This window comes from Frateuria edaphi, from assembly GCF_021117405.1.
Lineage (GTDB): Bacteria > Pseudomonadota > Gammaproteobacteria > Xanthomonadales > Rhodanobacteraceae > Frateuria_A > Frateuria_A edaphi.
Genome location: NZ_CP088251.1, coordinates 3,732,572 through 3,758,000 on the forward strand (window position 1 = coordinate 3,732,572; position 25,429 = coordinate 3,758,000).

Below are 25,429 nucleotides of genomic sequence, written 5' to 3' on the forward strand. Positions count from 1 at the left end.
GGGTGCGACGTTCCCGATGATATAGGGGCTCCCGTCTCATACTTCGAGCCTGTTCAGGGCGCTGCCGTCGGGCTAGCTTAAGGAACAGGCGAAGACGAGGCAGGCGCGTGGATGCACAGCGGCGGACAGGCAGTGAAGCGCTCGGCTGGCTGACCCTGGCCGACGGCCGGCAGCTGTGCACGCATGACTGGCCGCTGGCCGGCGCCCGCGCCGGCGTGCTGATCGTGCACGGGCTGGGCGAACACGCCGGCCGCTACGGTCCGCTGGCCGCGTGGTTCAACGCGCGCGGCTATGCGGTGCGCAGCTACGACCAGCGCGGGCATGGCCGCTCGCCTGGCCGGCGGGGCGCACTGTCGAGGCCGCTGGAATTGATCGACGACTTGGCCCAGGTGTACGGCGACTTCGCCGCCACTCTGCCCGAGCCGCCGCTGTTGTTGGGCCACAGCATGGGCGGGCTGGTCGCGCTCCGCGCGGTGCTCGACAAACGCGTGGCGCCGCCTGCCCTGGTGCTTTCCTCGCCGGCGCTGCGCGCCTGGACGCCCGCGTGGGAACAGGCGCTGGCGATAAGGCTCGCCCGGGTGCTGCCGAACCTGCCCCTGCGCAGCGGGCTGCCTTTCGAGGCGCTTTCACACGAGGCGGCGGTGGTCGCGGCCTACCGGGACGATCCGTTGCGCTCGGGCTGGATCACTCCGCGCCTGGCGCGCTTCATTTTCGAGAGCGGTCGGCATTGCGTCGACGTCGCCGCCACGCTGTCGGTACCCACGCTGCTGCTGGTGGCTGGCGCCGACCGGCTGGTCGATGCGCGCGGCAGCTACGCGTTCGCCGCCGCCGCGCGGGCCAGTGGGCACCTGACGGTGCACGTGTACGAGGACCTCTTCCACGAACTGTTCAACGAAGCCGAACCCGGGCGCGGTCTCGTGCTGGCTCAATTGGAAGCGTGGCTGGAGCAGTCCCCGTAGAAACGCCACCGGACGCGACCGCGGCTTTCCGGTCGCGTCCACGGAGAACCTATCCTGCGCGGTCCGCCATGCCGTCCTTCGAGGCGGGCTCGCAGGGCGCGTGTCCGCAGCCGCAGGGCCCATCGGCCGGCTCGTCGACTGTCTGGCGGCAATGTTCGGAGCAGTAGGTGTCGCCCACCGGCACGCTGCAGCGACAGGCCGGGTGGGCGCAGCGCTGGTGGGCCGTGGCGTTCATCGTCTCAACGCGTGCTGCTGCCCGAAGCCGGCATGTGCATCGAGCCGTTGTCGTCCATTGGCGTGGCGCCGGTGTGGTCCATCGCGCCATTGCGATGCATGCCACCGCCGGGGAGCTGCTCGGCCATCTGCAGGTGCATCTTCAGCGCCGGCAGCGTGGTGCTGGCGAACTGCTTGAGGTCCGGGTCGCTGCCGTTCGCGCTTTCCATGCCGAACAACTTGATGGCGTCGCGGTGGTCCTTGACCATCGCCTGCGCATAGGCCTGGTCGAAAGCGGTACCGCTGAGCGACTTCAGGTGATCGGCTTCCTGCTTTTGCATCGGCATCGGCTCGGTGGGCAGGGACACCTGTTTGCGCTGGGCGATGCTCATCAGCTGGTCGCCCGCCTTGGTATGGTCATCGATGATGCGCTGGGCCAGCTGCTTGACCTGGGCATTGCCGGACTTGTCCAGCGCGATGCGTCCGGCCTGGATCTCGGCCATGTTGGCGGCAGCGGCCTGGCGCATGAACACCGCATCGTGGCTGCCATCGCTCTGCATGCTGTGGGTCATGCGGTCGCTGCTGTCGTGGGCCGCGCCGTTCTGCGCGATCGCGCCGAACGACAGGCCGGCGACCAGCGCGGTGCCGAGCACCAGGCTGATGCGTCGTGCTGTCATGGTGTTCTCCTTCTGGATGGTTTGCGGCCCCCGGGTCTGGCAGGGGCGCGATCAATCGCCTTCCTCATCCTTCTGTTCCGTCCGGCCGGACTTGGTATCGCCGCGGCGGCCGTGGCTGGCCTCGCCGCCCTTGCGGCCGATCGCCGCCATGTGCTCGCGGTTGGCGCTCACCGCCTCGCCGCCTTTCTGGCCGGCCCGACGCGCTTCATCGGACGTGAATTGATGGGCATGGCCGCTGGCATGCGCCGCGCGACCACCCTCGCTGGCGATCTCGCGCTGGCGCTCCTCGTCCATGCTGGCGAAGCCGCGCTTGCTGGTGCTGCTGCCTGGGTTCTTGCTGGACATGTCGGTGCTCTCTTCATGCGTTCGGGGGACGTCGAGCAGTGGGGGCCCGACGGCGCGCCGCGTTGCGCGGCGACTGCCGTGTTGGTGGCAACATCCATGCCAGTCTGGAAGTGCGCCGAACGCCGCCGTTTCGCGGCCAACGTCGTCGACAGGACGGATGCTGTCGCGCCTGCTCGCAAGCGGTCGCGGCAAAACTACAAAGCCGCTTGGAAAAGTTGCCGGGACGGGCAGCTACGGGCGGTGACGGCGGTGTGGATGGGGGCTAGACGTTTGGCTCCGGCGGAACGAAATGCATCGCCCGTGAGCAGGCTCCCACGGGGAGCGCGCGGCTTTTTCTCAGGAGCCCACCCGTGGGCGATGCTCCGCGGCAGCTAGTTCAGGTCGGAACGACGAAGCGGGCGCGGCGGCTCGGCGAGCAGGCCACGGGCCAGTTCGGCGCAGCGCAGGCAGCCGCTGCCGATCTGGTTCAGCACGGCGAGCACGCCGGCGTGTTCCTTGCGCTCGAGCATCAGCGCGGCGAGATCCGTGCGCATCAGGATGACGTTGAGCGCGTTGTTGATCGCATCGACCACCGGCACCGGATCGGTGTTCTGTTCCTGTTCGGTCGATTCGCGCCGTTCGCGCTGCAGCAGGACCGCCAGCCAGGCACCGACGTGCGCCAGCGCGGCGCGTTCTTCCGCGTCGAGCATGCGCGGGCGGTAGAGCGCCAGGCCAAGCGCGGCTGCCGGTCGGCGCGCGCGGCGGCACGGCAGGGCGATCGCGCGCAGGCGTGCGCTGCCGTCGCGTTCGCGTGCATCGCTGCGCTCCACGGTGAGCGCCGAGCGCAGCGACTGCGTGGCCACCTGCCCGGCCAGCGCCCGCGCATCGCGGCGCGAAGGCGGTGGCGGTGGCAGCTGCCAGCAGTAGCGGCCCTGCCCGCTGGGCCGGTGCGGCGCCACCAGCAGGCAGACTTCGGCGTGCCATTGCAGGCTGACGTGTTGCAGCAGGCGGGTGATCGCTTCCTCGGCGGAGGAGGCGTCTAGCGCTTGCAACGTTGTCGGCAGCGGCAGGGGGATGGGGGTAATGGCTGAGCTTGCCGGTCGAGCGTTCATTTCATTCGCGGTCTTCGTGCTGGTAACGCGACAGCTTGTTGTAGATCGTCTTGAGGCTTACCCCCAACGCCTCGGCCGTTCGCGTCTTGTCGTTGTCGAAATGCGCAAGCGTGCGCAGGAGCATCTGTTTTTCCATTTCCTCGATGGTCATGCCGATGCGAAAGGGCATGCTGCCGTGGTCGTGCGCCTGGTGCAGCGGATGCTGCGGTGGCTGGGCGATGTGCATGTCCAGCTCTTCGCCGGACATCACCCAGGCGCGCTGCACGGCGTGCTTGAGTTCGCGCGCGTTGCCAGGCCAGTCGTAGGTGAACAGCCGGCGCACCGCGTCGGGGGCGAAGCGGCGCGCCGTGCCGTAGCGCTCGTTGAGCCGGTCCAGGAAGCGCTGGGCCAGCAGCGGGATGTCGCTGGCGTGTTCGCGCAATGGCGGCATCGCCAGCGGGAAATCCATCAGGCGGTAGTAGAGGTCGGCGCGCAGCACGCCATCGCGCACCGCCTGCAACGGATCGCGGTTGGTCGCGGCGATCACGCGCACGTCCACCGGCTTGCTGGCGCTGGCGCCGACGCGGGTGACGTCGCGCTCCTCCAGCACGCGCAGCAGGTGCGTCTGCAACTGCAGCGGCATCTCCGTGCATTCGTCCAGGAACAGCGTGCCGCCCTGCGCCTGCTCGAAGAAGCCGGCGTGGTCCTTGACCGCGCCGGTGAAGCTGCCGCGCTCGTGGCCGAACAGCTGGCTGGTGAGCAGGTCCGGTGCGATCGCGCCGCAGTTGACCGCGACGAAGCGACCGCTGCGCTCGCTGTACCGGTGCAACGCGCGCGCGGCCAGTTCCTTGCCGGTGCCGCTCTCGCCGTGGATCAGCACCGTCACGTCCAGCGGCGCGACGCGGCGGATCTTCTCGAACAGCTGTTGCATCACCGCGCTCGTGCCGATCAGCTCGCCGCAGCGCTCGCTCTCTTCCTGCGAGGCGGCGCGCAGCTTGGCCGCCGCGATCGCTTGGTCGAGCAGGCAGGTGAGCTGCGCGCCCTCGATCGGCTTGATCAGGTAATCCAGCACGGGCAATTGCAGCGCACGCACGGCGGTCTCCACCGAAGGATGTCCAGTGACCACGACCACCTGCCCGGTCTGTTGCGGGTCCAGGCGGTCGATCAGTTCCAGGCCGTTGCCATCGGGCAACGACAGGTCGAGCAACAAAAGATCGAACCGCCGTTCGGCCGTGAGCTTGAGCGCGTGCGCCAGGCTGGCGGCACCGGTGACGGTGCATTCTTTCGGTTCGGCAAAGGCGGTTACCACGTCTAGGAATTGAAGGTCGTCGTCAACGAGCAGGATGGAAGCAGTCGTCGGCACAGGTTCACCGGGGAGGGGTCGGTGACCCCAAGCTGTCTCGTGGAGGAATCGGGGCGCGCCTGCGCGCCCGTGGATCCACGGCGACAGCTAGAACTGCGCAGCGCTTGGCAGGTCGGCGTGGACGAAACCGACGATGCCCCAAGCGAAGTGCAAGTAGCGTCGAAGAGATGTTCCCAGTTGTAAGGGTTGCCCGACACGCGTGTGGCGTATGCCGTACGCGCGTCTGCGCTTGTCGCGTTGCGCCCGTCTGCGTTGCCGTGCAGGCAGGTTTGTGCAGCGCGCGTCAATGTCGGCTGCGTCCGCCGATGTCGCCGTTGCCCTTGTCGGCGACGCCGCCCGAGGGAGCCGTACCGGCGGTCGCGCCACCGGACGATCCAGTGGCCGACGTACCGCCGGGCCCGCTGGCTGGCAAAGCTGTCGTGGCTTGCGCGCCGGTGTCCGTATCGCCGCGAGTCACGCGCAGATGGTTCTGGATGTCCTTCACGCCGCCCAGGTCGTCGATGATGTCCTCCGCGGCGTGTTTCATCCAGCGCGCGCGGACGGTCCCCTCGAGCGTGACCGTCCCCAGGTTCACCTTCACCTCGATATCGCTGGCGTCCAGGTCCGCGTCGGTCAGCCGCTCGCAGGCGAGCTCGCGCAGGCGTTCGTCGCTGCGTTCGTAACCGCGGGGCTGCGTGCCGCGGAACTGGCCGCGCTGGTCGCCTTCGTCGAACCAGTAGCGCTTGCCCTCCTGGCGGAAGCCGGCGCCACCGTAGGTATCGGTGCGCGCGTATTGACTGCCGAGCTCGCCACGACCGGATGACGCGCGGCTGCCTTCCGCACCGTAGCGCGGGCCCTCGTAGTCGTGTTCCTGCGTCCAGCTGGCGCGCATGCGATCGCTGCGCGCGTCGTCCTGCCGGTTGCCCTGGCCGTAGGCGCGATCGGCGTCGTAGCCGCTGTTGCTCTGGCCGTGGCGCGGCTCGTTCCGCCAGATGCCGGCGGAGCGGCCGTAGCCGTGGGCGCGGTGGCGGTCGTCCGCATTGCGATAGCCCTCCGCGAAGTGGCGTTCGGCATCGGTATCCAGGCCGTAGCGCGCATCGCCGCGCGCGTCGCGCGGACGTGCCCACAGCTCGTCATCCTCGCGATAGCCGCCACCGTAGCGCGCCGGCTGTTCGCTCCGGTCGGGCGCGCGACCGCCCTCGAAGTCGCGGCGCGGGTGTGCGGCCTGCCAGGGGCGTTCTTCGTCGCCGCCGTACGCGCGGACCTGCCGACCCGCTTCGTACGGATCGCGCAGGTTGCGTTCGCGGATCCGCTCTTCGCGGGTGCGATAGCGTGACCTTTCGTCGTCGTGTCGATCGTCGTCTCGGCTCATGGAACCTCCGGTGGGATGGGTGGGCGAAAAAATTGCAGCCTTCGTGTCAACTTTTGCTGTCAGTTCAACCAGCGGCAGAGCGGCGTGCCGGGTTCGCCGATGCGCGGCATGGGAATGCCGGGCTCGTGCGGGTCGATGGCCGGCATGTCCGGCTCGCGCGGCCTCGGCGCGCGTACCGGATCGCCCGGGTCGTAAGGCTGCGGCGGCGTGGGGTCGGGCGGCAGTGATTCGGGGTCACCGACCGGCTTGGACGGCACCATGCTGCCGGGCGGCGGCATGCGCGGCACGCGGATCGGATTGACCAGCGGCGGGCAGGGCAGGAACGCGTGCATGGGGATGCCTCGTGGAAGAGGGACATCACCCACCATTCAAGCCATGTGCCAATCCGGCGCGCGGGTGCCGGCGAGCCCGGCCGTGCACGCGGCACTGGCAGCTTTTACCGACCCCGGCAGTTTTTACAGGCGGGCGCCTGCCTGTTACGGAGAGCTTGCCTGCTTCAGCGGGCCGGGCAGCAGGTTGCGCATGCGCTGCACCAGTGCGTCGAACTCGAACGGCTTGGTCAACAGGTCGGTGTTGGCGTCGAGCGTCCAGTTATCGGGCATGGTCCCGGCGTACCCGGTCATGAAAAGCACTTTCATGTCCGGACGGTGGCGGCGGCCGACGTCGACCATCTGCATGCCGGTCAGGCCGGGCAGTCCGATGTCGGAAACGACCAGGTCGATGCGTTCGGTCGATTCGATGATGGCCAGGCCTGCGTGGCCGTCGCGCGCTTCGAGCACGCGGTAGCGCAGGTCGCGCAGCTTGCCGGCGATCAGGTCGCGCACCACGTCTTCGTCCTCCACCAGCAGGATGGTCTCGCCGGCGGCAGGCTCCCAGTGCTTGCCGGCGTTTCGATCGTCCAGCGCACGCACGCTGCGGCGCTCGCCGCTGGGCAGGTAGATCGACACGGTGGTGCCGTGGCCGGGCTCGCTGTCCAGCTCGATGGCGCCGCGCGACTGGCTGACGAAGCCATGGATCATCGACAGGCCCAGGCCGGTGCCGCGCCCCTTGGGCTTGGTGGTGAAGAACGGGTCGAAGGCCCGCGCGCGCACGTCGGGTGTCATGCCGATGCCGGTGTCGCTCACCTGCAGCAGCAACGTGGGCGCATCGCGCAGGCTGTGCGGGCGGCGCAGCGGGCCTTCGCCGGGCGGCACCGAGCCGGTGCGGATGGTCAGCTGGCCACCGTCGGGCATGGCGTCGCGCGCGTTGATGGCCAAGTTGAGGATCGCGCTTTCCAGCAGGTTCGGATCGCATAGCACCGGCACCAGCGCGGGCGCCAGTTCGAGCTTCAGCTCGATCCGCTCGCCCAGCGTGGCCGGCAGCAGCTCGGCGATCTGCGCGATCAGGTCGTTGAGGTTGACGCTCTTGGGCGCCAGCGGCTGGCGCCGCGCGAAGGCGAGCAGGCGATGGGTCAGCGTGGCCGCTCGCTTGGCCGAATCGAGCGCGTTGCCGAGGAACCGCTCCACGTCCTGGCGACCGGCGGCCAGGCGCATCTCGACCACTTCCAGCGATCCGATGATGCCCTGAAGCAGGTTGTTGAAGTCGTGCGCCATGCCGCCGGTGAGCTGGCCCAGCGCCTCGATCTTCTGCGACTGGAACAGCTGCGCGCGGGTTTCTTCCAGATGCCGTTCCGCTTCCATGCGTTCGGTGATGTCGCGGGTGATCTTGGCAAAGCCCAGCAACTGGCCGTCATTGTCGCGGATCGCGTCGATGGCGATCTCGGCCATGAAGCGCGAACCGTCCTTGCGGACCTGCCAGTCGACCACGTCGTAGCGGCCGCTCTCGCTGGCCACGGTCATCGCCGTCTGGGCCACCAACGGGTTGACGAAGAACTGCGTCAGCGGCCGGCCGATGATTTCCGTCGCGGTATAGCCCTTGATGCGTTCGGCGCCGGTGTTCCAGTCGGTGACGGTGCCGTGCGCGTCGAGCATGCAGATCGCGCAGTCGGTGACGCCGTCGACGAACAGGCGGAAGCGCCGCTCCACTTCGCGCAGGCGCTTTTCGGTGAGGCGCCGCTCGGTGATGTCGCGGGTGACCATGGCGAAGCCGAGCAGGTGACCCTGCTCGTCGCGCACCGCGTCGCACACCACGTGCGCCCAGAAGCGGCTGCCGTCGCGGCGCAGCCGCTCGGCTTCTTCCTGGAAGCGGCCGTGCGCGGCGGCCATGTGCAGGATCAGCTCCGGCCGCCCGCCCGCGCGCTCTTCCTCGGTATGCAGCTGGGCGAACGGGCGTCCGACGATGTCGGCGGCGCGATGGCCGTGGATCTGTTCGGCGCCGGCGTTCCAGCTACGGATGCGGCCCTGCGGATCGACCATGAAAATGGCGTAGTCCAGGATGGACTGCACCAGCAGCTGGTAGGAATTGGACCCGCTTGTTTCCACGCCACCGTCCTTGCACAGCAAGCACCGCGCCACGGCCGTCCATGACGGTGTCATCGGCATTCGTTCCCCGGGCAAAAGGTTTGCAGTCGCAGCACGACCGCCTTCCGGTTTGGCCGGCCTCGACCGAACCTACCTCAACTGGCTAGTGAGATAAACCGGGATAGGGCGGCCGGCCATCGTCGGCGACGGCGCAGGCGCGGGCATTCTTGGCGCGCGCATCGGCGATCGCCGCCAGCAGCGCCTTGCGGTCGTACGGCTTGGGAAGGAAGGTGGCGGTCGGACCCAGCCGTTCGCTGGACGCTTCCGGGTCGCCGGAAATCACCACCACGGCAGCGGTCGACCCGCGCCGGCGCAGCTCCTCGGCCATGCTGATGCCGTCCTGGCCGGCGCCGATGTTGACGTCAGTGACGATCACGTCGATCCCGGGCTGCTCGTCCATCAGGCGGATGCCGGAGCTGGCATCGCGCGCGGAGAGCACCTGATAACCGGCCGCGTCAAGGAGCAACGCCATGACTTCGCGCGTGTCCGAGTCGTCTTCCACCAGCAACACAAGGTTGTCCTTCGCCATGACACCTCCCACACACGCAAGCGCGGCTCGAACCGTGAATCCTGACCATACAGAAGTGATGGAAGCGTGCAGGCTAAAGCATTGCTGCGTCAAGCATTAAGCAGGCGATCTTAGGCCTGTGGTTCAAAAAATTTCACGGCCATTGCGGTAGCGCTCCTGTCGAGGTCGCTTGAACCTGCCGCGCCCTCGGGCAGGTGTGGTCAGCGGACTCCTCCCCGATGGCGGATGTCGCAAACCGTTGAACCAAAACGCAAAATATTGCGACGGCTACCACCCGATCTTCACCCCGATGACGCCGGCCCTTCACCGTCGCCTGCCTAGGCTCTCTTTTTCCCGTGAAGGCAAGGAGCGGCAGACGTGAACCACGATCCGGCACGCCGGGATTTCCTCAGGCTCGTCGGCGTGACGGTACCGGCCGGCATGGCGTTGTGCGCCTGCGGCGGCAGCGGCGCCGATGCGCAGGGCGGCCCGTCCAACGCCTTCTTCGCGGCCGGGGAGATGGATTTCATCCAGGCCGCCACCGCGCGGCTGATTCCCGCCGACGCGCTGGGCCCCGGTGCCGACAAGGCGGGCGTTCCCACCTTCCTCGACCTGCAGCTGGCCGGTCCCTACGGCCGCGCCGAGCGCTGGTACATGCAGGGCCCCTGGCCCAACGGCATCGATGGCCAGGGCTACCAGCTGCGCTTCACGCCCGCGCAGCTCTATCGCCAGGCGATCGCCGGCATCGACAAGCATTGCCAAGCGCAGTACCGCCAGCCGTTCGCCAAGCTCACGACCGACCAGCAGGACCAGGTGCTGCATGCGCTCGAAGACGGCAAGGTCGACCTGGGCGACGTGCCGTCGAAGACCTTTTTCAACCTGCTCTGGCAGAACACCCAGGAAGGCTTCCTCGCCGACCCCGCCTACGGCGGCAACCGCGACTTCGCCGGCTGGAAACTGATCGGCTTCCCGGGCCCGCGCTACAACTACGTGCGCGAGATCGGCGAATACGGCAAGCCCTACCCGCAGCCCTGCGTCAGCCTGATCGGCCGCGTGCCCGGCGCCGCGCTCGCCCATGCCGGGGAGGTTTCCTGATGGCGCGGCGGATGCCGCCGGTAGACGTGGTGCTGGTCGGCTTCGGCTGGACGGCTTCGATCATCGCGCAGGAACTGACCGACGCCGGCGTGCAGGTGCTCGCGCTGGAGCGCGGCGCCTGGCGCGACACCGTCCCCGACTTCGCCACCGACCACATCCAGGACGAGCTGCGCTATGCGGTGCGCAAGCAGATCTTCGAATCGCCCGAGCGCGAGTCGCTGACCTTCCGCAACAACGCCAGTCAGACCGCGCTGCCGATGCGCCACCTGGGCTCGTTCCTGCCGGCCGCGGGCGTGGGCGGCGCGGGCGTGCACTGGAACGGCCAGTGCTGGCGCTTCCTGCCACAGGACTTCCTGATACGCACACACACCGAGCAGCGCTACGGCAAAGGCTTCATTCCCGCGGACATGAACCTGCAGGACTGGGGCGTCACCTACGAGGAACTGGAACCGCACTACGACCGCTTCGAATACCTCTGCGGCGTCTCAGGCCAGGCCGGCAACGTCGGCGGCCAGCTGGTGGCCGGCGGCAACCCGTTCGAAGGTGCGCGGCAACGCGGCTATCCGCTGCCGCCGCTGGAGCGCAGTGCGTCCACCGTGCTGTTCGACAAGGCCGCGCGCGACGTGGGTTTCAAGCCATTCCCGTGCCCGGCGGCCAACGCCTCGCGGCCGTACCGCAACCCGCTGGGCGTGCAGATGGGCCAGTGCACCTACTGCGGGTACTGCGAGTGGTTCGGCTGCGGCAACTATTCCAAGGCCAGTCCGCAGACGACCATCCTCCCGGTCCTGCTGAAGAAGGACAACTTCCACTTCCGCACGCACTGCAACGTCACCCGCGTCAACACCGATTCGAGCGGCAAGCGCGCCACCGGCGTCACCTACGTCGATGTCGAGGGCAACCAGATCGAGCAGCCGGCGCAGATGGTGGTGCTGTGCGCCTTCGCCCAGCACAACGTGCACCTGCTGCTGCTTTCGAAGATCGGCCAGCCGTATGACCCTGTATCGAACACCGGCGTGGTCGGGCGCAACTACGCCTACCAGATCACGTCCTCGGTCGACGTGTTCCAGAAGGAGCGGCTCAATCCGTTCATGGGCGCCGGCGCGCTCGGCCAGGCGATCGACGAGTTCAACGGCGACAACTTCGACCACGGCCCGCACGGCTTCGTCGGTGGCGGCTACATCGCGCTGTGGAATACCGGCGGGCGGCCGATCCTGCAGCACTACCTGCCCCAGAACGCGCCCAAGTGGGGCGCGGGGTGGAAGAAGGCGATGCACGAGAACTACCTCACCGCCTGCTCCATCGCCACCCACGGCAGCGTGATGAGCTATCGCAACAGCTACCTGGACCTGGACCCGACCTGGCGCGACGTCTACGGCAACCCGCTGCTGCGCCTGACCTTCGACTTCCAGCCCAACGAGCTGAAGATGTCCGGCTTCCTCACCGACAAGGCCGCGCAGATCGGCCGCGCGATTCCCGGCGCCAGCATCCACGAGAAGAAGCGCCAGGGTCCGTACTCGATCGTGCCTTACCAGACCACGCACAACACCGGCGGCGCGGTGATGGGCGACGACCCGAAGACCTCGGTGGTCAACCGCTACCTGCAGAGCTGGGACGTGCCGAACCTGTGGGTGATGGGCGCGAGCGTGTTCCCGCAGAACGCCGGCTACAACCCGACCGGCACGGTCGGCGCGCTGACCTACTGGTCGGCCGAAGCGATGAAGCGGTACCTGAAGAACCCCGGCCCGCTGGTGACGGCATGAGCGCGGCACGTACCCGTTCCCTGCAAGCGGGGACCCTGCGCAGGAACCTGGCGCTCGCGGCCCTGTTCCTGCTCGCCCTGCTGTGCGCCGCCTGCAGCCATGACCGCGACGCGGGCGCACCCTCGGCGATCAAGCTCGGCGAGCGCATGAGCGCCGGCCCGTGGAGCGAGATCTCGCGCGGCCGCTACCTGGTCCGCGCCGGCGACTGCGAGGCCTGCCACACCGCACCCAACGGCACGCCGTTCGCCGGCGACCGCGCCATCCCCACGCCCTTCGGCACCATCTACTCCAGCAACATCACGCCGGACCCGGAAACCGGCATCGGCCGCTGGACCGACGAGGACTTCTATCGCGCCATGCACGAGGGCATCGACCGGGAAGGGAGTCATCTCTACCCGGCCTTCCCCTACCCCTGGTACACCAGGCTGAGCCGCGACGACGTACTGTCGATCAAGGCCTATCTCGACACGCTGACGCCCGTGCGCCAGATCCATCGCCGCAACGCGTTGCCGTGGCCGCTCGACCAGCGCGCGCTGATGGCGATGTGGAACGGCATGTACTTCGACGACGGCACCTACCAGCCCGATCCCAAACGCTCGGCGCAATGGAACCGCGGCGCGTACCTGGTCAAGGGCCTTGGCCACTGCAGCGCCTGCCACGGTGACAAGAACCTCGCCGGCGCCACCGACATGGACGACCCGCCCACGGGCGGCTATGCCGAGAACGCCTATGCGCCGAGCCTGGCCGGTGGCGCGCGCGATGGGTTGGGCAGCTGGACCACGCAGGACATCGTGCAGTACCTGGGCACCGGCCGGAACAGCCGCACCTCGGCCGCCGGTCCCATGGCCGAAGTCGTCGAGCAGTCGACCCAGTACCTGAGCAAGCCGGACCTGGAAGCGATCGCGGTATACCTGAAGAGCCTGCCGGCACCCAAGGACACCTCGGTGGCCAAGGTCGACAAGAACACCCTCGATCGCGGCGCCGCGCTTTACGTGGACAACTGCGCGGGTTGCCACCTGAAGCAGGGCCAGGGCGAGATCGGCGCGTTCCCGCCGTTGCGGCAAAGCTCCGCCGTGCAGGCCGCGAGCGCCGACACGCTGATCGGCGTGATCCTCGACGGTGCACGCATTCCCAGGACTGCCGCCGAACCCACCGGCCTGGCGATGCAGGGCTTTGCCGACCACCTGAGCGACGCACAGATCGCCGACCTCACCACCTACATCCGCAACGCCTGGGGCAATCACGCCGGAGCCGTGGATGCGGACGACGTGGAAGACCTGCGAGAGACCTTGCGCGAATCGCCGTGACGCCGTGCTCCCGTCTTCCCGAGAGGAGAGGGTGGGGGCGAGCCGTTGGGCTCGCGGGAGTTTCAGGCGCTCTGCTCCCTCTCCCGCTCGGGGAGAGGAGGCGAAGGTTGGCGCTTCGCGCCTGCGCACTTAAAAAAACCCGCGCGCGCTTCACGCCACCCCTGCGATGGTTGCCATCGAACGCTCGCCGGAAAGGACCACCACGAGAGGGCGATGACCCAAATCTTCCATCCGCGCTTCGGCTTGTTCGTCAAGCTCACCCTGTTGGCCGTGCTGATCCTGGCCAGCGCCGCCGTGCTGGCTTGGCGCGGGCTGACCAACGGACCGCATCGCATCGGCGAGGCCGTGGAACAACCCGTCCCCTTCAGCCACAAGCACCATGTCGGCGACGACGGCATCGACTGCCGCTATTGCCACGACACGGTGGAGACCTCTGCTTTCGCCGGCATGCCGCCGATCTCCACCTGCATGACCTGCCACTCGCAGCTGTACACCGACCAGTCCGTGCTCCAGCCGGTGGTCGAAAGCTGGCGGCGCGGCATGGCATTGCACTGGAACCGCGTCCATCAGCTGCCCGACTTCGTCTACTTCAATCATTCCATCCACGTCGCCAAGGGCGTCGGCTGCGAGAGCTGCCATGGTCGTGTCGACCGCATGCCGCTGACGATGCGCACGAAATCGCTGTCGATGGAGTGGTGCCTGGACTGCCACCGCGCGCCGCAGAAATACCTGCGCCCGCGCGAGCAGGAATTTGCCATGGGGTGGCAGGCACGGGACCAGGAAAAACTCGGCCTGGCGTTGGTCAAGCGCTACCACATCGACACCCGCCGGCTGACGGACTGCTCGGTATGCCATCGATGAGCGCTCTTCCGGGAGGCCCCGCATCCGGCGCGCTCGACGCCCTGCGCACGCGCCTGGCCGACAGTCGCGGCCCGCACTACTGGCGCGCACTGGAGGAACTCCTCGAGCAACCCGCGTGGCGCAATCGCCTGCGCGAAGCCTTCCCGCAGCTCTCCCAGCTCGAACCCATGCTCGACCGCCGCGGCTTCCTCAAGCTGCTCGGCGCCTCGCTGGCACTGGCGGGCCTGGGCGCCTGCAGCCGTCCGCCGCAGGAAGAGATCGTGCCGTGGGTGCGCCGGCCCGACGGGATGCCGCCGGCGTTGCCGCGCTTCTACGCCAGCACGCTGGCCTGCGCCGGCGACGTGGCCGGCGTGCTGGTGGAAACCCACCAGGGGCGACCGACCAAGATCGAAGGCAATCCCGCACATCCGGCCAGCCTTGGCGCCACCACGCCGGCGATGCAGGCGGCCGTGCTGGAGCTGTGGGACCCGGACCGCTCGCAAAGCCCGGTCCACGACGGCGTGGCCGCCAGCTGGGACGCGTTCGGCGAGGAGGCCATCACGCTCGCGGCGCGCTTCGCCCGCGACGGTCGCGGCCTGCACGTGCTGAGCGGCCGGATCGATTCCCCCACACTGGCGGCGCAGCGCGAGACCTGGCTCAAACGCTTCCCCGGCGCGCGCTGGCATCAGTACGAAGCGGTCGACGAAGACAACGCGCTGGCTGGCGCGCGTCTGGCCTTCGGCGATCCATTGCGCCCGCGCTACCACTTCGACCGCGCGCAGGTGATTCTCGCGCTGGAGGCCGATTTCCTGGCCACCATGCCCGGCTCCCTGCGCCACGCACGCGACTTCACCACCGCCCGCGACCCGCAGTCGGTGGACTTCAGCCGCCTATACGTGATGGAAGCCTCGCCTTCGCTCACCGGCGCCAAGGCCGACCACCGCTGGGCGCTGGGTTCGGCGCACATCGGCATGGCCGCGCTGGAACTGGGCGAGCTGCTCGGCATGCCGGACGTGCACGCCACGCAGTCCAGCGGCCTGTCCGCCCGCCGCCTGCGCGCGCTGGCGCAGGACCTGGACGCGCAGCACGGCAGCTCGCTGGTGCTCGCCGGACGCACGCAGCCGCCGTGGGTGCACGCGCTCGCGCACCTGCTCAACGAGGCGCTCGGCAACGTCGGCCACACGGTCGAGTACTACGCGCCGCCCGAGCCGTGGGAGTCGTCGGCGCAGGGCCTGCGCGACCTCACCGCGGCGATGGCCGCCGGCCGCGTCGACACGCTGCTGATCCTCGAGGGCAACCCGGCCTACGCCACGCCCGCCGATGCCGGGTTCACCCGGCACCTGGCCAAGGTGCCGCACCGCATCCACTTGGGCCTCTACCGCGACGAAACCGCCCGTGCCTGCCACTGGCACCTGCCGCGCACGCATGCGCTGGAAAGCTGGTCGGACCTGCGCGCCGCCGACGGCACCGCCAGCGTGGTGCAGCCAGTGATCGCGCCGTTGTACGACAGCCGCAGCGCGCACGAATTGCTGGCGATGTTCATGGGCGACCTGCAAAGCCCGCGCACGCGCGTGCAGTCCACCTGGCAGGCCGACGCCGCGGCGTGGACGGCCATCCTGCAAGGCGGCGTCATTCCGCACAGCGCGCCGCCCGCGCAACAGCCGCGCGTGGACCGCGGCTTCCTCGCGCAGGTGGCGTCGCCGCCCGACGAGCCCGGCCTGGAACTGCTGTTCGCTCCCGATCCGACCGTGTGGGACGGCCGCTACGCCAACAATGGCTGGCTGCAGGAGCTGCCCAAGCCCCTCACCACGCTGACCTGGAGCAACGTCGCGCTGGTCAGCACCGAGCTCGCGCTCGCGCATGACCTGGCGAACGGCGACGCGCTGGAACTGCGCATCGACGGCCGCCACACCCAGGCGCCGGTGTGGGTGATGCCGGGACAGGCCGCACGCAGCGTCACCGTCTGCCTCGGCTACGGCCGCCGCCACGCCGGGCGCGTAGGCGGGGAGTTGGGCTTCGACGCCTATGCGTTGCGCAGCGCGGATGCGCCGTGGCGCTGCGACGGCCTGCGCGTCAACCGCACCGGCGCGAACTACGCGCTCGCCACCACCCAGCGCCACCACGCCATGGAAGGCCGCGCGCCCGTGCGCGTTGCCACGCTCGACGCCTACCGCGACGACCCTGCTTTTGCGCAGGAACGCACGCCGCCGCCCCCCAGCCTCTACCCCGATCGACCGCCCGGCGAATACGCCTGGGGCATGAGCGTCGACCTCAACGCCTGCATCGGCTGCGGCGCCTGCACCGTCGCCTGCCAGGCGGAGAACAACATTCCCGTGGTCGGCGCGGAGGAAGTCGGGCGCGGCCGCGAGATGCACTGGATCCGCATCGACCGCTACTACGAAGGCGACGCGCGCGCGCCACGCATTCACCACCAGCCGGTGCCGTGCATGCACTGCGAGCACGCGCCGTGCGAGGTGGTCTGCCCGGTCGGCGCGACCGTGCACGATGCGGAAGGCCTCAACGTGCAGGTCTACAACCGCTGCGTGGGCACGCGCTTCTGCTCCAACAACTGCCCCTACAAGGTGCGTCGCTTCAACTTCCTGCAGTACAGCGACCTCACCACCGAAACGCTGAAGGCGCAGCGCAACCCGGACGTCACCGTGCGCAACCGCGGCGTCATGGAGAAATGCACCTACTGCATCCAGCGCATCGAGACCGCGCACATCGCCGCCGACAAGGACGGCCGGCGCATCGCCGACGGTGAGGTGCTGACCGCCTGCCAGGCGGTATGTCCCACCCAGGCGATCGTCTTCGGCGACCAGCAGGACAGCGCCAGCGCGGTCAGCCGGCAGAAGGCCTCGCCGCGCCGCTACACGCTGCTGGAGGAGCTCAACACCCGCCCGCGCACGACCTACCTCGCCGCGATCCGCAACCCGCACCCGGCGTTGGAGGATGACGCATGAGCTTGCTTGGCGTGCCTCACGCTCGCCTCGGCTCCTCTCCCTTTCCCCGGGTGGGAGAGGGAGCGGTATCGGTGGCGCGGGGGGCATCGGCATGACCACGCCGCTGCTCGCTCCGTGCGAAACCCACGCGTCGATCACCGACAAGGTCAGCGCCATCGTGCTCGAGCGCCCCACCGGCCGACTGTGGATGCTCGCCTTCGCGCTCTCCTTCGTGCTCACCGCCTGGCTGGGCGTCGGCATCGTGTGGCTGCTGGTGAAGGGCGTGGGCATCTGGGGCCTGGATATCCCGGTAGCGTGGTCCTTCGCCATCGCCGACTACGTGTGGTGGATCGCCATCGGCATGGCCGGCACCTTCATCTCCGGCGGCCTGTACCTGGCGCGCCAGGGCTGGCGCAACGCGCTCAACCGCTACGCCGAGGCGATGACCGTGTGCGCCGTGTCGGTGTCGGGCATCTTCCCGATCCTGCACCTGGGCCGGCCGTGGTTCTTCTACTGGCTCGCGCCTTACCCCGATCGCATGGGCGTGTGGCCGCAGTGGAAGAGCTCCCTGTTCTGGGATTTCTCGGCGATCGTCGCCTACCTGATCGTCTCGGTGCTCTACTTCTACGTCGGCCTGATCCCCGACCTGGCCACCTTGCGCGACCGCGCCACCACGCGCGGCAAGCAGGTGTTCTACGGGCTTCTCGCAGCCGGCTGGCGCGGCGAGGCGCGGCACTGGCAGCGGTTCGAGACGCTCAACCTGCTGCTCGCCGCGATGGCGGTGCCGCTGGTGTTCTCGGTGCACTCGATGGTGGCGCTGGATTTCTCCGAGGGGCTGCTGCCGGGCTGGCACTCGACGATCTTCCCGCCGTTTTTCGTCGCCGGTGCCCTGTTCTCCGGTTTTGCCATGGTGCTGGTGCTGGGCATTCCGCTGCGGCGCTTCTTTGCCCTGGGCGATTTCATCACCGAGCGGCACATCGCCAACCTGGCCAGGCTGATGCTGGCGGCGGGCCTGTTCGTCGACTACAGCTACGCCTCGGAGCTGTTCAACGCGTTCTACAGCGGCGACCGCTACGAGATCGCGCACGCCATGGCCGAGCTCACCGGCGCCTACGCCTGGGTGTACTGGACGATCATCGGCTGCAACGTGGTGGCGATCCAGGCGATCTGGTTCGAGCGCGTGCGGCGCAGCCACGCGGCGCTGTTCGTGATCGCGCTGCTGGTGCTCATCGGCATGTGGTTCGAGCGCTTTCTGCTCATCGTCAGCAGCCTGTACCACGACTTCCTGCCCTCGAGCTGGGGCATGTTCTATCCGACCGTGTGGGACATCGCCTTCCTGGCGGGGTCGATCGGATTGTTCTTCCTGTTGTTCCTGCTGTTCGTGCGGTTGCTCCCGCTGTTGCCGATGTTCGAACTGCGCAAGCTGCGCGCGCGACTCGAACGGGAGGGCGCATGAGTACGCTGCACGAGCAGGGATGGCTGGCCCGCTTCGACCATGCCGAGGCACTGCTGATGGCGGTGCGCGAACTGCGCGGCCGCGGCTACACGCAGCTGGAGGCCTACACGCCCTACCCGGTCGAAGGCCTCGCCCAGGCGCTGGGGCCGATGCGCAACCGCATCCCGCCGCTGGTGCTGCTCGGTGGCCTGGTCGGCGGTTTCGGCACGCTGCTGCTGGAGTGGTACGCCTCGGTGATCGACTACCCGATCAACGTCGGCGGCCGGCCGGACGCCAGCTGGCCGGCCTTCATGCCGGCCGCATTGGAGATGACCATCCTGTTCGCCGCGCTGTTTGGCGTCGTCGGCCTGTTCTTCGCCAACGGCCTGCCGCGGCTCAACCACCCGCTGTTCGACGTGCCGTGCTTCGAGGCGGCCAGCCGCGACGGCTTCTTCTTGTGGCTGCGTGCGGACGACCCGTGCTTCGACGCGACCCTGGCACACGACGATCTCGCGCGGCTGGCGCCGCTGGCGATCGAGAGGGTAGGGCGATGAAGCGCTACCGGCTTTTTCCCCGCAGGAGCGCTCCTGGACGCGACCGCGATGTCGCGGTGGCGCCCAGGGCTGCTTCTGCAACGAAAGCCGCGCTTCTGCTTGTCCTATCGCTCCTGGGCGGCTGCGAGCAGTCCATGCACGACATGTACGCGCAGCCCAAGTACAAACCGCTCGAACCCAGTCCCCTCTTCGCCGACGGCAACAGCGCCCGCACGCCGCCGCCGGGCAGCGTGCCGATGGCGCAGGGGGCGGGGGCCGATACCGCGAGCGGCCGCCGCGGGCAGATGACGTTGGCGCCCGATCCCGGCCCGGCGCTGCCATTGGATGCGCAGGGCCGCAGCCTCGCGCAAGGGGACGTCGACGAGCGCCGCTACGCCAACCCGCTGCCGGTAACCATGACGCTGCTCGAACGCGGGCAGCAGCGCTTCGACATCTACTGCGCCCCCTGCCACGGTCGCTCGGGCAACGGCGACGGCATGATCGCCCGGCGCGGCTTCCCCGCGCCGCCGAGTTACCACACCGACCGCCTGCGCAACGCGCCGGACAGCCATTTCTACCAGGTCATCAGCGACGGCTACGGCGTGATGTATCCGTATGCCGATCGCATCAGTCCGCACGACCGCTGGGCGATCGTGGCCTACATCCGTGCGCTGCAGCTCTCCCAGCACGCCCCGCGCGACCGGCTCACGCCACAGGACCTGGCGCGCCTGCCGGCGGAGGCGCGCCGATGAGCCGCCGATGGCCCAGGGTGTCGCGCGGCGAAGGCATCGCGGCGGTGGCCGGCGTCCTCGCGCTGGTCGGTTGCCTGCTGCTGGGGCTGCACGCGCCTCGCGCGGTGTTGCTGTCCTATCTCTTTGCCTGGCTGTTCTGGCTGGCGCCGGCGCTGGGCAGCGTGGGCCTGCTGCTGATCCATGCACTGACCGGCGGCGACTGGGGCTTCGCGCTGCGTCCTGCCTTGCTGGCGGCCAGCCGCCGCCTGCCGCTGATGGCCGTGCTGCTGCTGCCGGTGCTGATCGGCGTGGCGGTGCTCTTTCCCTGGGCCGACGCGCAGGCGGCCGATCCAAACCTCGACCACCAGCGTTGGTGGCTCGATGTGCCGTTCTTCCTCGTGCGCGCGGTGGTCGTGTTCGCCTTGTGGCTGTGGCTGGCGCACGGTATCCGACGGCGGCTGGCCACGCCCGCGGCTGGCCGCTTCGCCGCCGGGGGCCTGGTCCTCTACGCGCTGACCGTGTCGGTGGCGGCGATCGACTGGGTGGCATCGCTGGTGCCGCGCTGGCACTCGACCACGCTCGGCATCCTGGTCGGCACGGCGCAACTGTTGGCCGCGGCCGGGCTGGCCGTGTGGATCAGCGTGACGCGCCGCGACGCCGCCGCACCATCCTGGACGGCCAGACGGCTGAACGACCTCGGCAGCGTGCTGATGGTGCTGGTGCTGGCCTGGGGCTACCTGGCCTTCATGGACTACCTCACGGCATGGATCGCCGACCTCCCGTCCGAAACGGTGTGGTACCTGCCCAGGGTGAAGACCGCCTGGCGCTGGCTCGGGGCGTTCCTGGTGCTGTTCCACCTGGCGCTGCCGTTCGCCGTGCTGCTCTCGCGCAACGCCAAGCAGCGCGTGGCCTGGCTGGCCGGCGTGGCGCTGTGGCTGTTCCTCGCCCAGGTCGGCTATGTCGCCTGGCTGGTGCTGCCCGGCCTGCGCGACCACGCGCTGGCCTGGAGCGACCCGCTGGCGTGGATCGGCATCGGCGGGCTCTGGTGGCTGGGCTACGGCGCGCAGCGGCGCGTGGCGCTGGAGGTCAGGCCATGAGCCGTGAACCCGATTCGCACGAGTCCTACCTGGTGGCGGCCGGCGTGCTGCACTGGGCGGCGGCGATCCTGGCGCTCAGCCTGCTCGCGATCGTGCTGCTGGTCTACGCGTGGGCGCGGCCGGTGCTGACCGCGGGCGAGCCGCCGGCCCAGCCGATTCCCCCACAGCCACGGTTGCAACCCGATCCGGCCGCCGACATCGCCGCCGAGCGCGCGCTGCAGCGTTCGCGTCTGGACGGCTATATGTGGGCGGACAAGGCGCACACGGTGGCGCGGATTCCCATCAGGCGAGCCATGGCGATGGTCGCGGCGGGGCAGGATGGGCCGGTGCCGGCTTCCTCCACGGAGCGTCCGCGATGACGTCGATCCCTTGCAGGAGTGCCGCTTGTGCGCGACCGCGCGGCCCGATCGTGCCTGGCGGCCGCGCACGAGGTGCACTCTTGCGGTTGGCCATGCTCTTCCTTCTGTGGATGCCCGTGGCGTGGGCCACGCAGGCGCCGCCACCACCCCCCGATCTCGCCCAGCGCGCCGGCTTCGACCAGCGCCTGGGCGCCCATGTCCCCCTTGACGCGCGCTTCCAGGACGCTGACGGCAGGTCCGTCGACCTGCGCACGCTCGCCCGGGGCAAGCCGCTGCTGCTCGCGCTGGGCTACTACCGCTGCCCCAACCTTTGCGACGTGGTGCTGAACGGCATGGCGCACACACTGTCCAGGCTCGACCTGCAGCCCGGCCGCGATTTCGAGGTGGCCTTCGTCAGCATCGATCCGGCCGAAACGCCGGCGGACGCACGCCAGGCGCAGGCGATGCTCGCGCGGATGCACGCGGATGCCCACGTGCGGCACTGGCACTTCCTTACTGGCGACCCGGACAGCATCGCCGCGCTCTCGCATTCCATCGGCTTCCGCTACTTCTACGACGACCACCTGCACCAGTACGCCCACGCCGCCGGCCTGGTGGCGATCACGCCGGATGGCACGGTCGCGCAGTACTTCTTCGGCGTGTCCTGGCCGCCGGCTTCGTTGCGGCTGGCGCTGGTCAGCGCCTCGCGCGGGCAGCTGGGCACGCTGATCGACCAGCTGGTGCTGTTGTGCTGCGGTTACGACCCGGCCACCGGCCGCTACAGCCTGGCGATCGGCCGCACCATGCAGGTGCTGGGCGTGGCCTTCGCGCTGGCACTGGCCGGCTGGCTGGCCTGGCTGAAGGCGAGGGGGCGCGCATGATGCTGCCGCAGGCGTCCTCCTTCGCGCCGAACGTCGACCATCTGTTCGACGCGTTGCTGCTGTTGTGCGCCCTGGTGGTCGTCGGCGTATTCACGCTGATGATCGTGTTCTGCGTGAAGTACCGCCACGGCACCGACGCGGTGCGCACGCCGGCGCATCAGCACCTTGGCGTGGAACTGACCTGGACGCTGGTGCCCTTCTTCCTGTTCATGGGCATCTTCGGCTGGAGCGTGCATTTGTGGATCCGCATGCGCACGCCACCGAAGGACGCCCAGCCGGTCTACGTGGTCGCCAAGCAGTGGATGTGGAAGGTGCAGCATCCTGGCGGCCAGCGCGAGATCGACCAGCTGCACGTGCCGGTAGGCCAGCCGATCCGCCTGGTGATGACCTCGCAGGACGTGATCCACAGCTTCTACGTGCCTGCCTTCCGCGTGAAGCAGGACGTGTTGCCGGGACGCTACACGCAGCTGTGGTTCACCGCGACCGAAGCGGGCACTTACCACCTCTTCTGTGCCGAGTTCTGCGGCACCGACCACTCGCGCATGCGGGGGCGCGTCGTCGTGATGGCGCCCTCCGACTACGCGCGCTGGCTGCATGCGCACCAGGGCACCGGCCTGGCCGCGCAAGGCGCGGACCTGTTCCGGCAGCTCGGCTGCAGCGGCTGCCACGATCCGCAGTCGGGCGTGCACGCGCCCGACCTCTACGACCTCTACGGCCGCACCGTGCCGCTGGCCGACGGTTCACAGGTGCTGGCCGACGAGCGCTACCTGCACGACGCGATCCTGCTGCCGAAGAAGCAGGTCGCCGCCGGCTACGCGCCGATCATGCCCAGCTTCGAGGGCCGCATCGGCGAGGAGGACGTGCTGGCCCTGGTGGCGTACCTGAAGACCCGCACCCACGCGGCGGAGGACACCGATGAGCACCGTTGAGCTGCCGACGCCGCGCAGTTACCTGGAGGAAGGCTTCGGTTTGCGATCGTGGCTGACGACCCACGACCACAAGCGCATCGCCGTCCTGTACGGCATCGGCATCACCTTCTTCTTCTTCCTCGGCGGCCTCGCCGCCGCGCTGATCCGCTGGGAGCTGGTCACGCCCGCCGGCGACCTGCTGAGCGCGGAAACCTACAACAAGGCGTTCACCTTCCACGGCGTGGTGATGGTCTGGTTCTTCCTGATCCCCTCGATCCCCGCCACGCTGGGCAACTTCCTGCTGCCGCTGATGATCGGCGCGCGCGACGTGGCCTTCCCGCGGCTGAACCTCTTCAGCTGGTACCTGTACATGGGCGGCGGCGTGTTCACCCTGGCCTGCCTGCTGCTGGGCGGCGTGGACACCGGCTGGACCTTCTACACGCCCTTCTCGACGATGTTCTCCAACTCGCACGTGATGATGGCGGTGGCCGGCGTGTTCATCGTGGGCTTCTCCTCGATCTTCACCGGCCTCAACTTCATCGTCACCGTGCACACGCTGCGGGCGCCGGGCATGACCTGGATGCGGCTGCCGCTGTTCGTGTGGTCGATGTACGCGGTGGCGCTGGTCATGATCCTGGCCACGCCCGTGCTGGCGATGACGCTGGCGCTGATCGGACTGGAGCGGTTGTTCGGCGTCGGCATCTTCGATCCGGCGCTGGGCGGCGATCCAGTGCTGTTCCAGCACTTCTTCTGGTTCTACTCGCACCCGGCCGTGTACATCATGATCCTGCCCGGCATGGGCCTGGTCAGCGAACTGATCACCCACGGCGCGCGCCGGCGCATCTTCGGCTACAGGTTCATGGTCTACGCGATCATCGGCATCGCGGTGGTCGGCTTCCTGGTGTGGGGGCACCACATGTTCGTGGCGGGGCAGTCGATGTACGCGAGCATCGTGTTCTCGATCCTCTCCTTCATCATCGCGGTGCCCTCGGCGATCAAGGTCTTCAACTGGACCGCCACGCTGTACAAGGGCGACATCAGCTTCGACGCGCCGATGCTCTACGCACTGGGCTTCGTCGGGCTGTTCATGCTGGGCGGGCTGACCGGCCTGTTCCTGGCGGCCACCGCGCTGGACGTGAACCTCACCGACACCTACTTCGTGGTGGCGCACTTCCACTACATCATGGTCGGCGGCGCGGTGATGGCCTACCTGGGCGGCATCCACTACTGGTGGCCCAAGATCACCGGGCGGATGTATTCGGAGGCGTGGGCGCGCTTCGCCGCGATCCTGATGTTCTTCGGCTTCAACCTCACCTTCTTCCCGCAGTACATCCTCGGCTGGGAAGGCATGCCGCGGCGCTATCACGAGTACCTGCCGCAGTTCCAGGTCTGGAACGTGCTGTCTTCGGCCGGCGCGACGATCCTCGGTGTGGCCTACCTGATGCCGCTGCTCTATCTCGCCTGGTCGCTGCGCCACGGCGAACGGGCCGGTTCGAATCCATGGGACGCGACCGGACTGGAATGGCAGACCAGCTCGCCGCCCCCGCCGCACAACTTCGACGAAACCCCGCTCGTCACCGAAGGCCCCTACGCCTACCGCCGATGAACGCCCGACTCCATCCCGTACCCGAACAGTTCGACGACCCCGTGCAGCAGCGCGAGGCCGCGACGCTGGGCATGTGGGCATTCCTGGCCACCGAGATCCTGTTCTTCGGCGTGCTGTTCGCCGGCTACACGCTGTGCCGCGTGCGCTTCCCCGAAGCCTTCGCCGAAGCCAGCCGGCACACCGACATGCTGCTGGGCACGATCGAGACCGCCGTGCTGCTGACCAGCAGCTGCGCGGTGGCGCTGTCGGTGCGCGAGGTACAGCTGGGCGGCCGCCGGCTGGCCACGGCGTTGCTGGGCCTCACCGCGCTGCTGGGCATCGGCTTCCTGGTAATGCACGGCTTCGAGTACGCCGCCGAGTACCAGGAAGGATTGATCCCGGGCATCCGCTACACCCAGCAGGGCGTGTACGCGCACGGCATGGCGATCTTCTATTGCCTGTACTACTTCATCACCGGCTTCCACAGCATCCACGTGGCCATCGGCGTGGTGCTGATGGGCGTGATGGCCTGGCGCACCTGGCATGGCGCCTACGATGCCGACTACCACACGCCGCTGGAACTGACCGCGCTGTACTGGCATCTGGTCGACATCGTGTGGATCTTCGTCTATCCGGTGATCTACCTGGTCGGGAGGGCCGGATGAACGCGCGTCCGCGACGCACCCACCGCAGCGGCCCGCGGCCCCCCACGCTGGGCAGCAACCTGTGGACGCTGCTCGCCCTGCTGGTGCTGCTGGGACTGAGCGCCGGCAGCGCGCTGCTCGAGCTCGGACCCTTCAACACCGTGGCCAACCTGGGCATCGCGGTGGCCAAGGCCTTGCTGGTGCTGACCATCTTCATGCGCCTGAAAACCGACAACGCGCTGCTGCGAATCGTCGCCGGCGTCGGGTTTGCGTGGCTGGCGGTGATGATCGCGCTGTCGCTGGCCGACGTGCTGACCCGCACCCCGCTGCTGGCGCCCTGGTAGGAGGCGTGGCATGGATTCTGCTTTTCCACGCGCAGGGGCGATTC

Annotated in this window: 24 protein-coding genes; 16 read left to right on the top strand and 8 right to left on the bottom strand. The window is 68.7% G+C overall.

Annotation, left to right across the window (positions count from 1 at the left end; genetic code table 11):
- Window positions 1-107 precede the first annotated feature (107 nt).
- Complete coding sequence (locus LQ772_RS17195) at window positions 108-959, top strand: alpha/beta hydrolase (protein WP_231322741.1); 852 nt, start codon at window positions 108-110, stop codon at window positions 957-959.
- Window positions 960-1,198: 239 nt separating this feature from the next.
- On the opposite strand, the gene LQ772_RS17200 is transcribed toward LQ772_RS17195, so the two are convergent.
- The 8 genes from LQ772_RS17200 to LQ772_RS17235 form a co-directional block, all read right to left on the bottom strand.
- A complete protein-coding gene (locus LQ772_RS17200) occupies window positions 1,199-1,849 on the bottom strand; it encodes a DUF4142 domain-containing protein (protein WP_231322743.1) in 651 nt (216 codons plus the stop codon).
- 51 nt (window positions 1,850-1,900) lie between these two features.
- Window positions 1,901-2,194, bottom strand: coding sequence for a KGG domain-containing protein (locus tag LQ772_RS17205; protein ID WP_231322745.1), 294 nt, complete (start codon window positions 2,192-2,194; stop codon window positions 1,901-1,903).
- Between the two features lie 371 nt (window positions 2,195-2,565).
- Window positions 2,566-3,285 carry a hypothetical protein gene (locus LQ772_RS17210; protein WP_231322748.1) on the bottom strand — a complete coding sequence of 240 codons (720 nt, stop codon included), beginning with the start codon at window positions 3,283-3,285 and terminating at the stop codon, window positions 2,566-2,568.
- A 1-nt stretch (window position 3,286) separates the two neighbouring features.
- The gene (locus LQ772_RS17215; RefSeq protein WP_231322749.1) at window positions 3,287-4,627 is read right to left on the bottom strand and encodes a sigma-54-dependent transcriptional regulator; all 1,341 of its coding nucleotides are present in this window, start codon (window positions 4,625-4,627) and stop codon (window positions 3,287-3,289) included.
- 283 nt (window positions 4,628-4,910) lie between these two features.
- Window positions 4,911-5,978, bottom strand: a complete 1,068-nt coding sequence (locus LQ772_RS17220) for a BON domain-containing protein (RefSeq protein WP_231322751.1) — start codon at window positions 5,976-5,978, stop codon at window positions 4,911-4,913.
- 59 nt (window positions 5,979-6,037) lie between these two features.
- A complete protein-coding gene (locus LQ772_RS17225; protein WP_231322753.1) occupies window positions 6,038-6,310 on the bottom strand; it encodes a hypothetical protein in 273 nt (90 codons plus the stop codon).
- Window positions 6,311-6,454: 144 nt separating this feature from the next.
- Entirely contained in the window at window positions 6,455-8,398 is a 1,944-nt protein-coding gene (locus LQ772_RS17230) for a hybrid sensor histidine kinase/response regulator (protein ID WP_231322755.1), read from the bottom strand.
- Window positions 8,399-8,540: 142 nt separating this feature from the next.
- Window positions 8,541-8,966, bottom strand: coding sequence for a response regulator (locus LQ772_RS17235; protein ID WP_231322757.1), 426 nt, complete (start codon window positions 8,964-8,966; stop codon window positions 8,541-8,543).
- A gap of 357 nt (window positions 8,967-9,323) precedes the next feature.
- On the opposite strand from LQ772_RS17235, the gene LQ772_RS17240 reads away from it, so the two are divergent.
- The 15 genes from LQ772_RS17240 (at window position 9,324) to LQ772_RS17310 (ending at window position 25,385) form a co-directional block, all read left to right on the top strand.
- Window positions 9,324-10,040 carry a gluconate 2-dehydrogenase subunit 3 family protein gene (locus LQ772_RS17240; protein WP_231322759.1) on the top strand — a complete coding sequence of 239 codons (717 nt, stop codon included), beginning with the start codon at window positions 9,324-9,326 and terminating at the stop codon, window positions 10,038-10,040.
- Window positions 10,040-11,800 (top strand): GMC family oxidoreductase, encoded by a 1,761-nt coding sequence (locus tag LQ772_RS17245; protein WP_231322761.1) that lies wholly within the window; start codon window positions 10,040-10,042, stop codon window positions 11,798-11,800. The genes LQ772_RS17240 and LQ772_RS17245 overlap by 1 nt, the downstream gene beginning before the upstream one ends.
- A complete protein-coding gene (locus LQ772_RS17250) occupies window positions 11,797-13,107 on the top strand; it encodes a c-type cytochrome (protein WP_231322762.1) in 1,311 nt (436 codons plus the stop codon). The genes LQ772_RS17245 and LQ772_RS17250 overlap by 4 nt, the downstream gene beginning before the upstream one ends.
- Before the next feature lie 213 nt (window positions 13,108-13,320).
- Window positions 13,321-13,968: a cytochrome c3 family protein gene (locus LQ772_RS17255; protein WP_231322764.1), complete on the top strand. Its 648-nt coding sequence runs from the start codon at window positions 13,321-13,323 to the stop codon at window positions 13,966-13,968.
- On the top strand, window positions 13,965-16,910 hold the full coding sequence (locus tag LQ772_RS17260) for a TAT-variant-translocated molybdopterin oxidoreductase (protein ID WP_231322766.1): 2,946 nt from the start codon (window positions 13,965-13,967) through the stop codon (window positions 16,908-16,910). Before LQ772_RS17255 ends, LQ772_RS17260 begins: the two co-directional genes overlap by 4 nt.
- 91 nt (window positions 16,911-17,001) lie before the next feature.
- The gene (nrfD, locus tag LQ772_RS17265) at window positions 17,002-18,345 is read left to right on the top strand and encodes an NrfD/PsrC family molybdoenzyme membrane anchor subunit (RefSeq protein ID WP_231322768.1); all 1,344 of its coding nucleotides are present in this window, start codon (window positions 17,002-17,004) and stop codon (window positions 18,343-18,345) included.
- Window positions 18,342-18,878, top strand: coding sequence for a DUF3341 domain-containing protein (locus LQ772_RS17270; RefSeq protein WP_231322770.1), 537 nt, complete (start codon window positions 18,342-18,344; stop codon window positions 18,876-18,878). The genes nrfD and LQ772_RS17270 overlap by 4 nt, the downstream gene beginning before the upstream one ends.
- A 134-nt stretch (window positions 18,879-19,012) precedes the next feature.
- Complete coding sequence (locus LQ772_RS17275) at window positions 19,013-19,609, top strand: c-type cytochrome (protein ID WP_231322772.1); 597 nt, start codon at window positions 19,013-19,015, stop codon at window positions 19,607-19,609.
- The gene (locus LQ772_RS17280; protein WP_231322773.1) at window positions 19,606-20,685 is read left to right on the top strand and encodes a hypothetical protein; all 1,080 of its coding nucleotides are present in this window, start codon (window positions 19,606-19,608) and stop codon (window positions 20,683-20,685) included. Before LQ772_RS17275 ends, LQ772_RS17280 begins: the two co-directional genes overlap by 4 nt.
- Window positions 20,682-21,044 (top strand): hypothetical protein, encoded by a 363-nt coding sequence (locus LQ772_RS17285; RefSeq protein WP_231322775.1) that lies wholly within the window; start codon window positions 20,682-20,684, stop codon window positions 21,042-21,044. The genes LQ772_RS17280 and LQ772_RS17285 overlap by 4 nt, the downstream gene beginning before the upstream one ends.
- A gap of 92 nt (window positions 21,045-21,136) precedes the next feature.
- Window positions 21,137-21,904, top strand: a complete 768-nt coding sequence (locus LQ772_RS17290; protein WP_231322777.1) for an SCO family protein — start codon at window positions 21,137-21,139, stop codon at window positions 21,902-21,904.
- A complete protein-coding gene (gene coxB, locus LQ772_RS17295; protein ID WP_231322780.1) occupies window positions 21,901-22,833 on the top strand; it encodes a cytochrome c oxidase subunit II in 933 nt (310 codons plus the stop codon). The genes LQ772_RS17290 and coxB overlap by 4 nt, the downstream gene beginning before the upstream one ends.
- Window positions 22,820-24,418 carry a cytochrome c oxidase subunit I gene (gene ctaD / locus LQ772_RS17300; RefSeq protein WP_231322783.1) on the top strand — a complete coding sequence of 533 codons (1,599 nt, stop codon included), beginning with the start codon at window positions 22,820-22,822 and terminating at the stop codon, window positions 24,416-24,418. Before coxB ends, ctaD begins: the two co-directional genes overlap by 14 nt.
- Window positions 24,415-25,062, top strand: coding sequence for a cytochrome c oxidase subunit 3 family protein (locus tag LQ772_RS17305; protein ID WP_231322785.1), 648 nt, complete (start codon window positions 24,415-24,417; stop codon window positions 25,060-25,062). Before ctaD ends, LQ772_RS17305 begins: the two co-directional genes overlap by 4 nt.
- Window positions 25,059-25,385: a cytochrome C oxidase subunit IV family protein gene (locus LQ772_RS17310; RefSeq protein ID WP_231322786.1), complete on the top strand. Its 327-nt coding sequence runs from the start codon at window positions 25,059-25,061 to the stop codon at window positions 25,383-25,385. The genes LQ772_RS17305 and LQ772_RS17310 overlap by 4 nt, the downstream gene beginning before the upstream one ends.
- Window positions 25,386-25,429 lie beyond the last annotated feature (44 nt).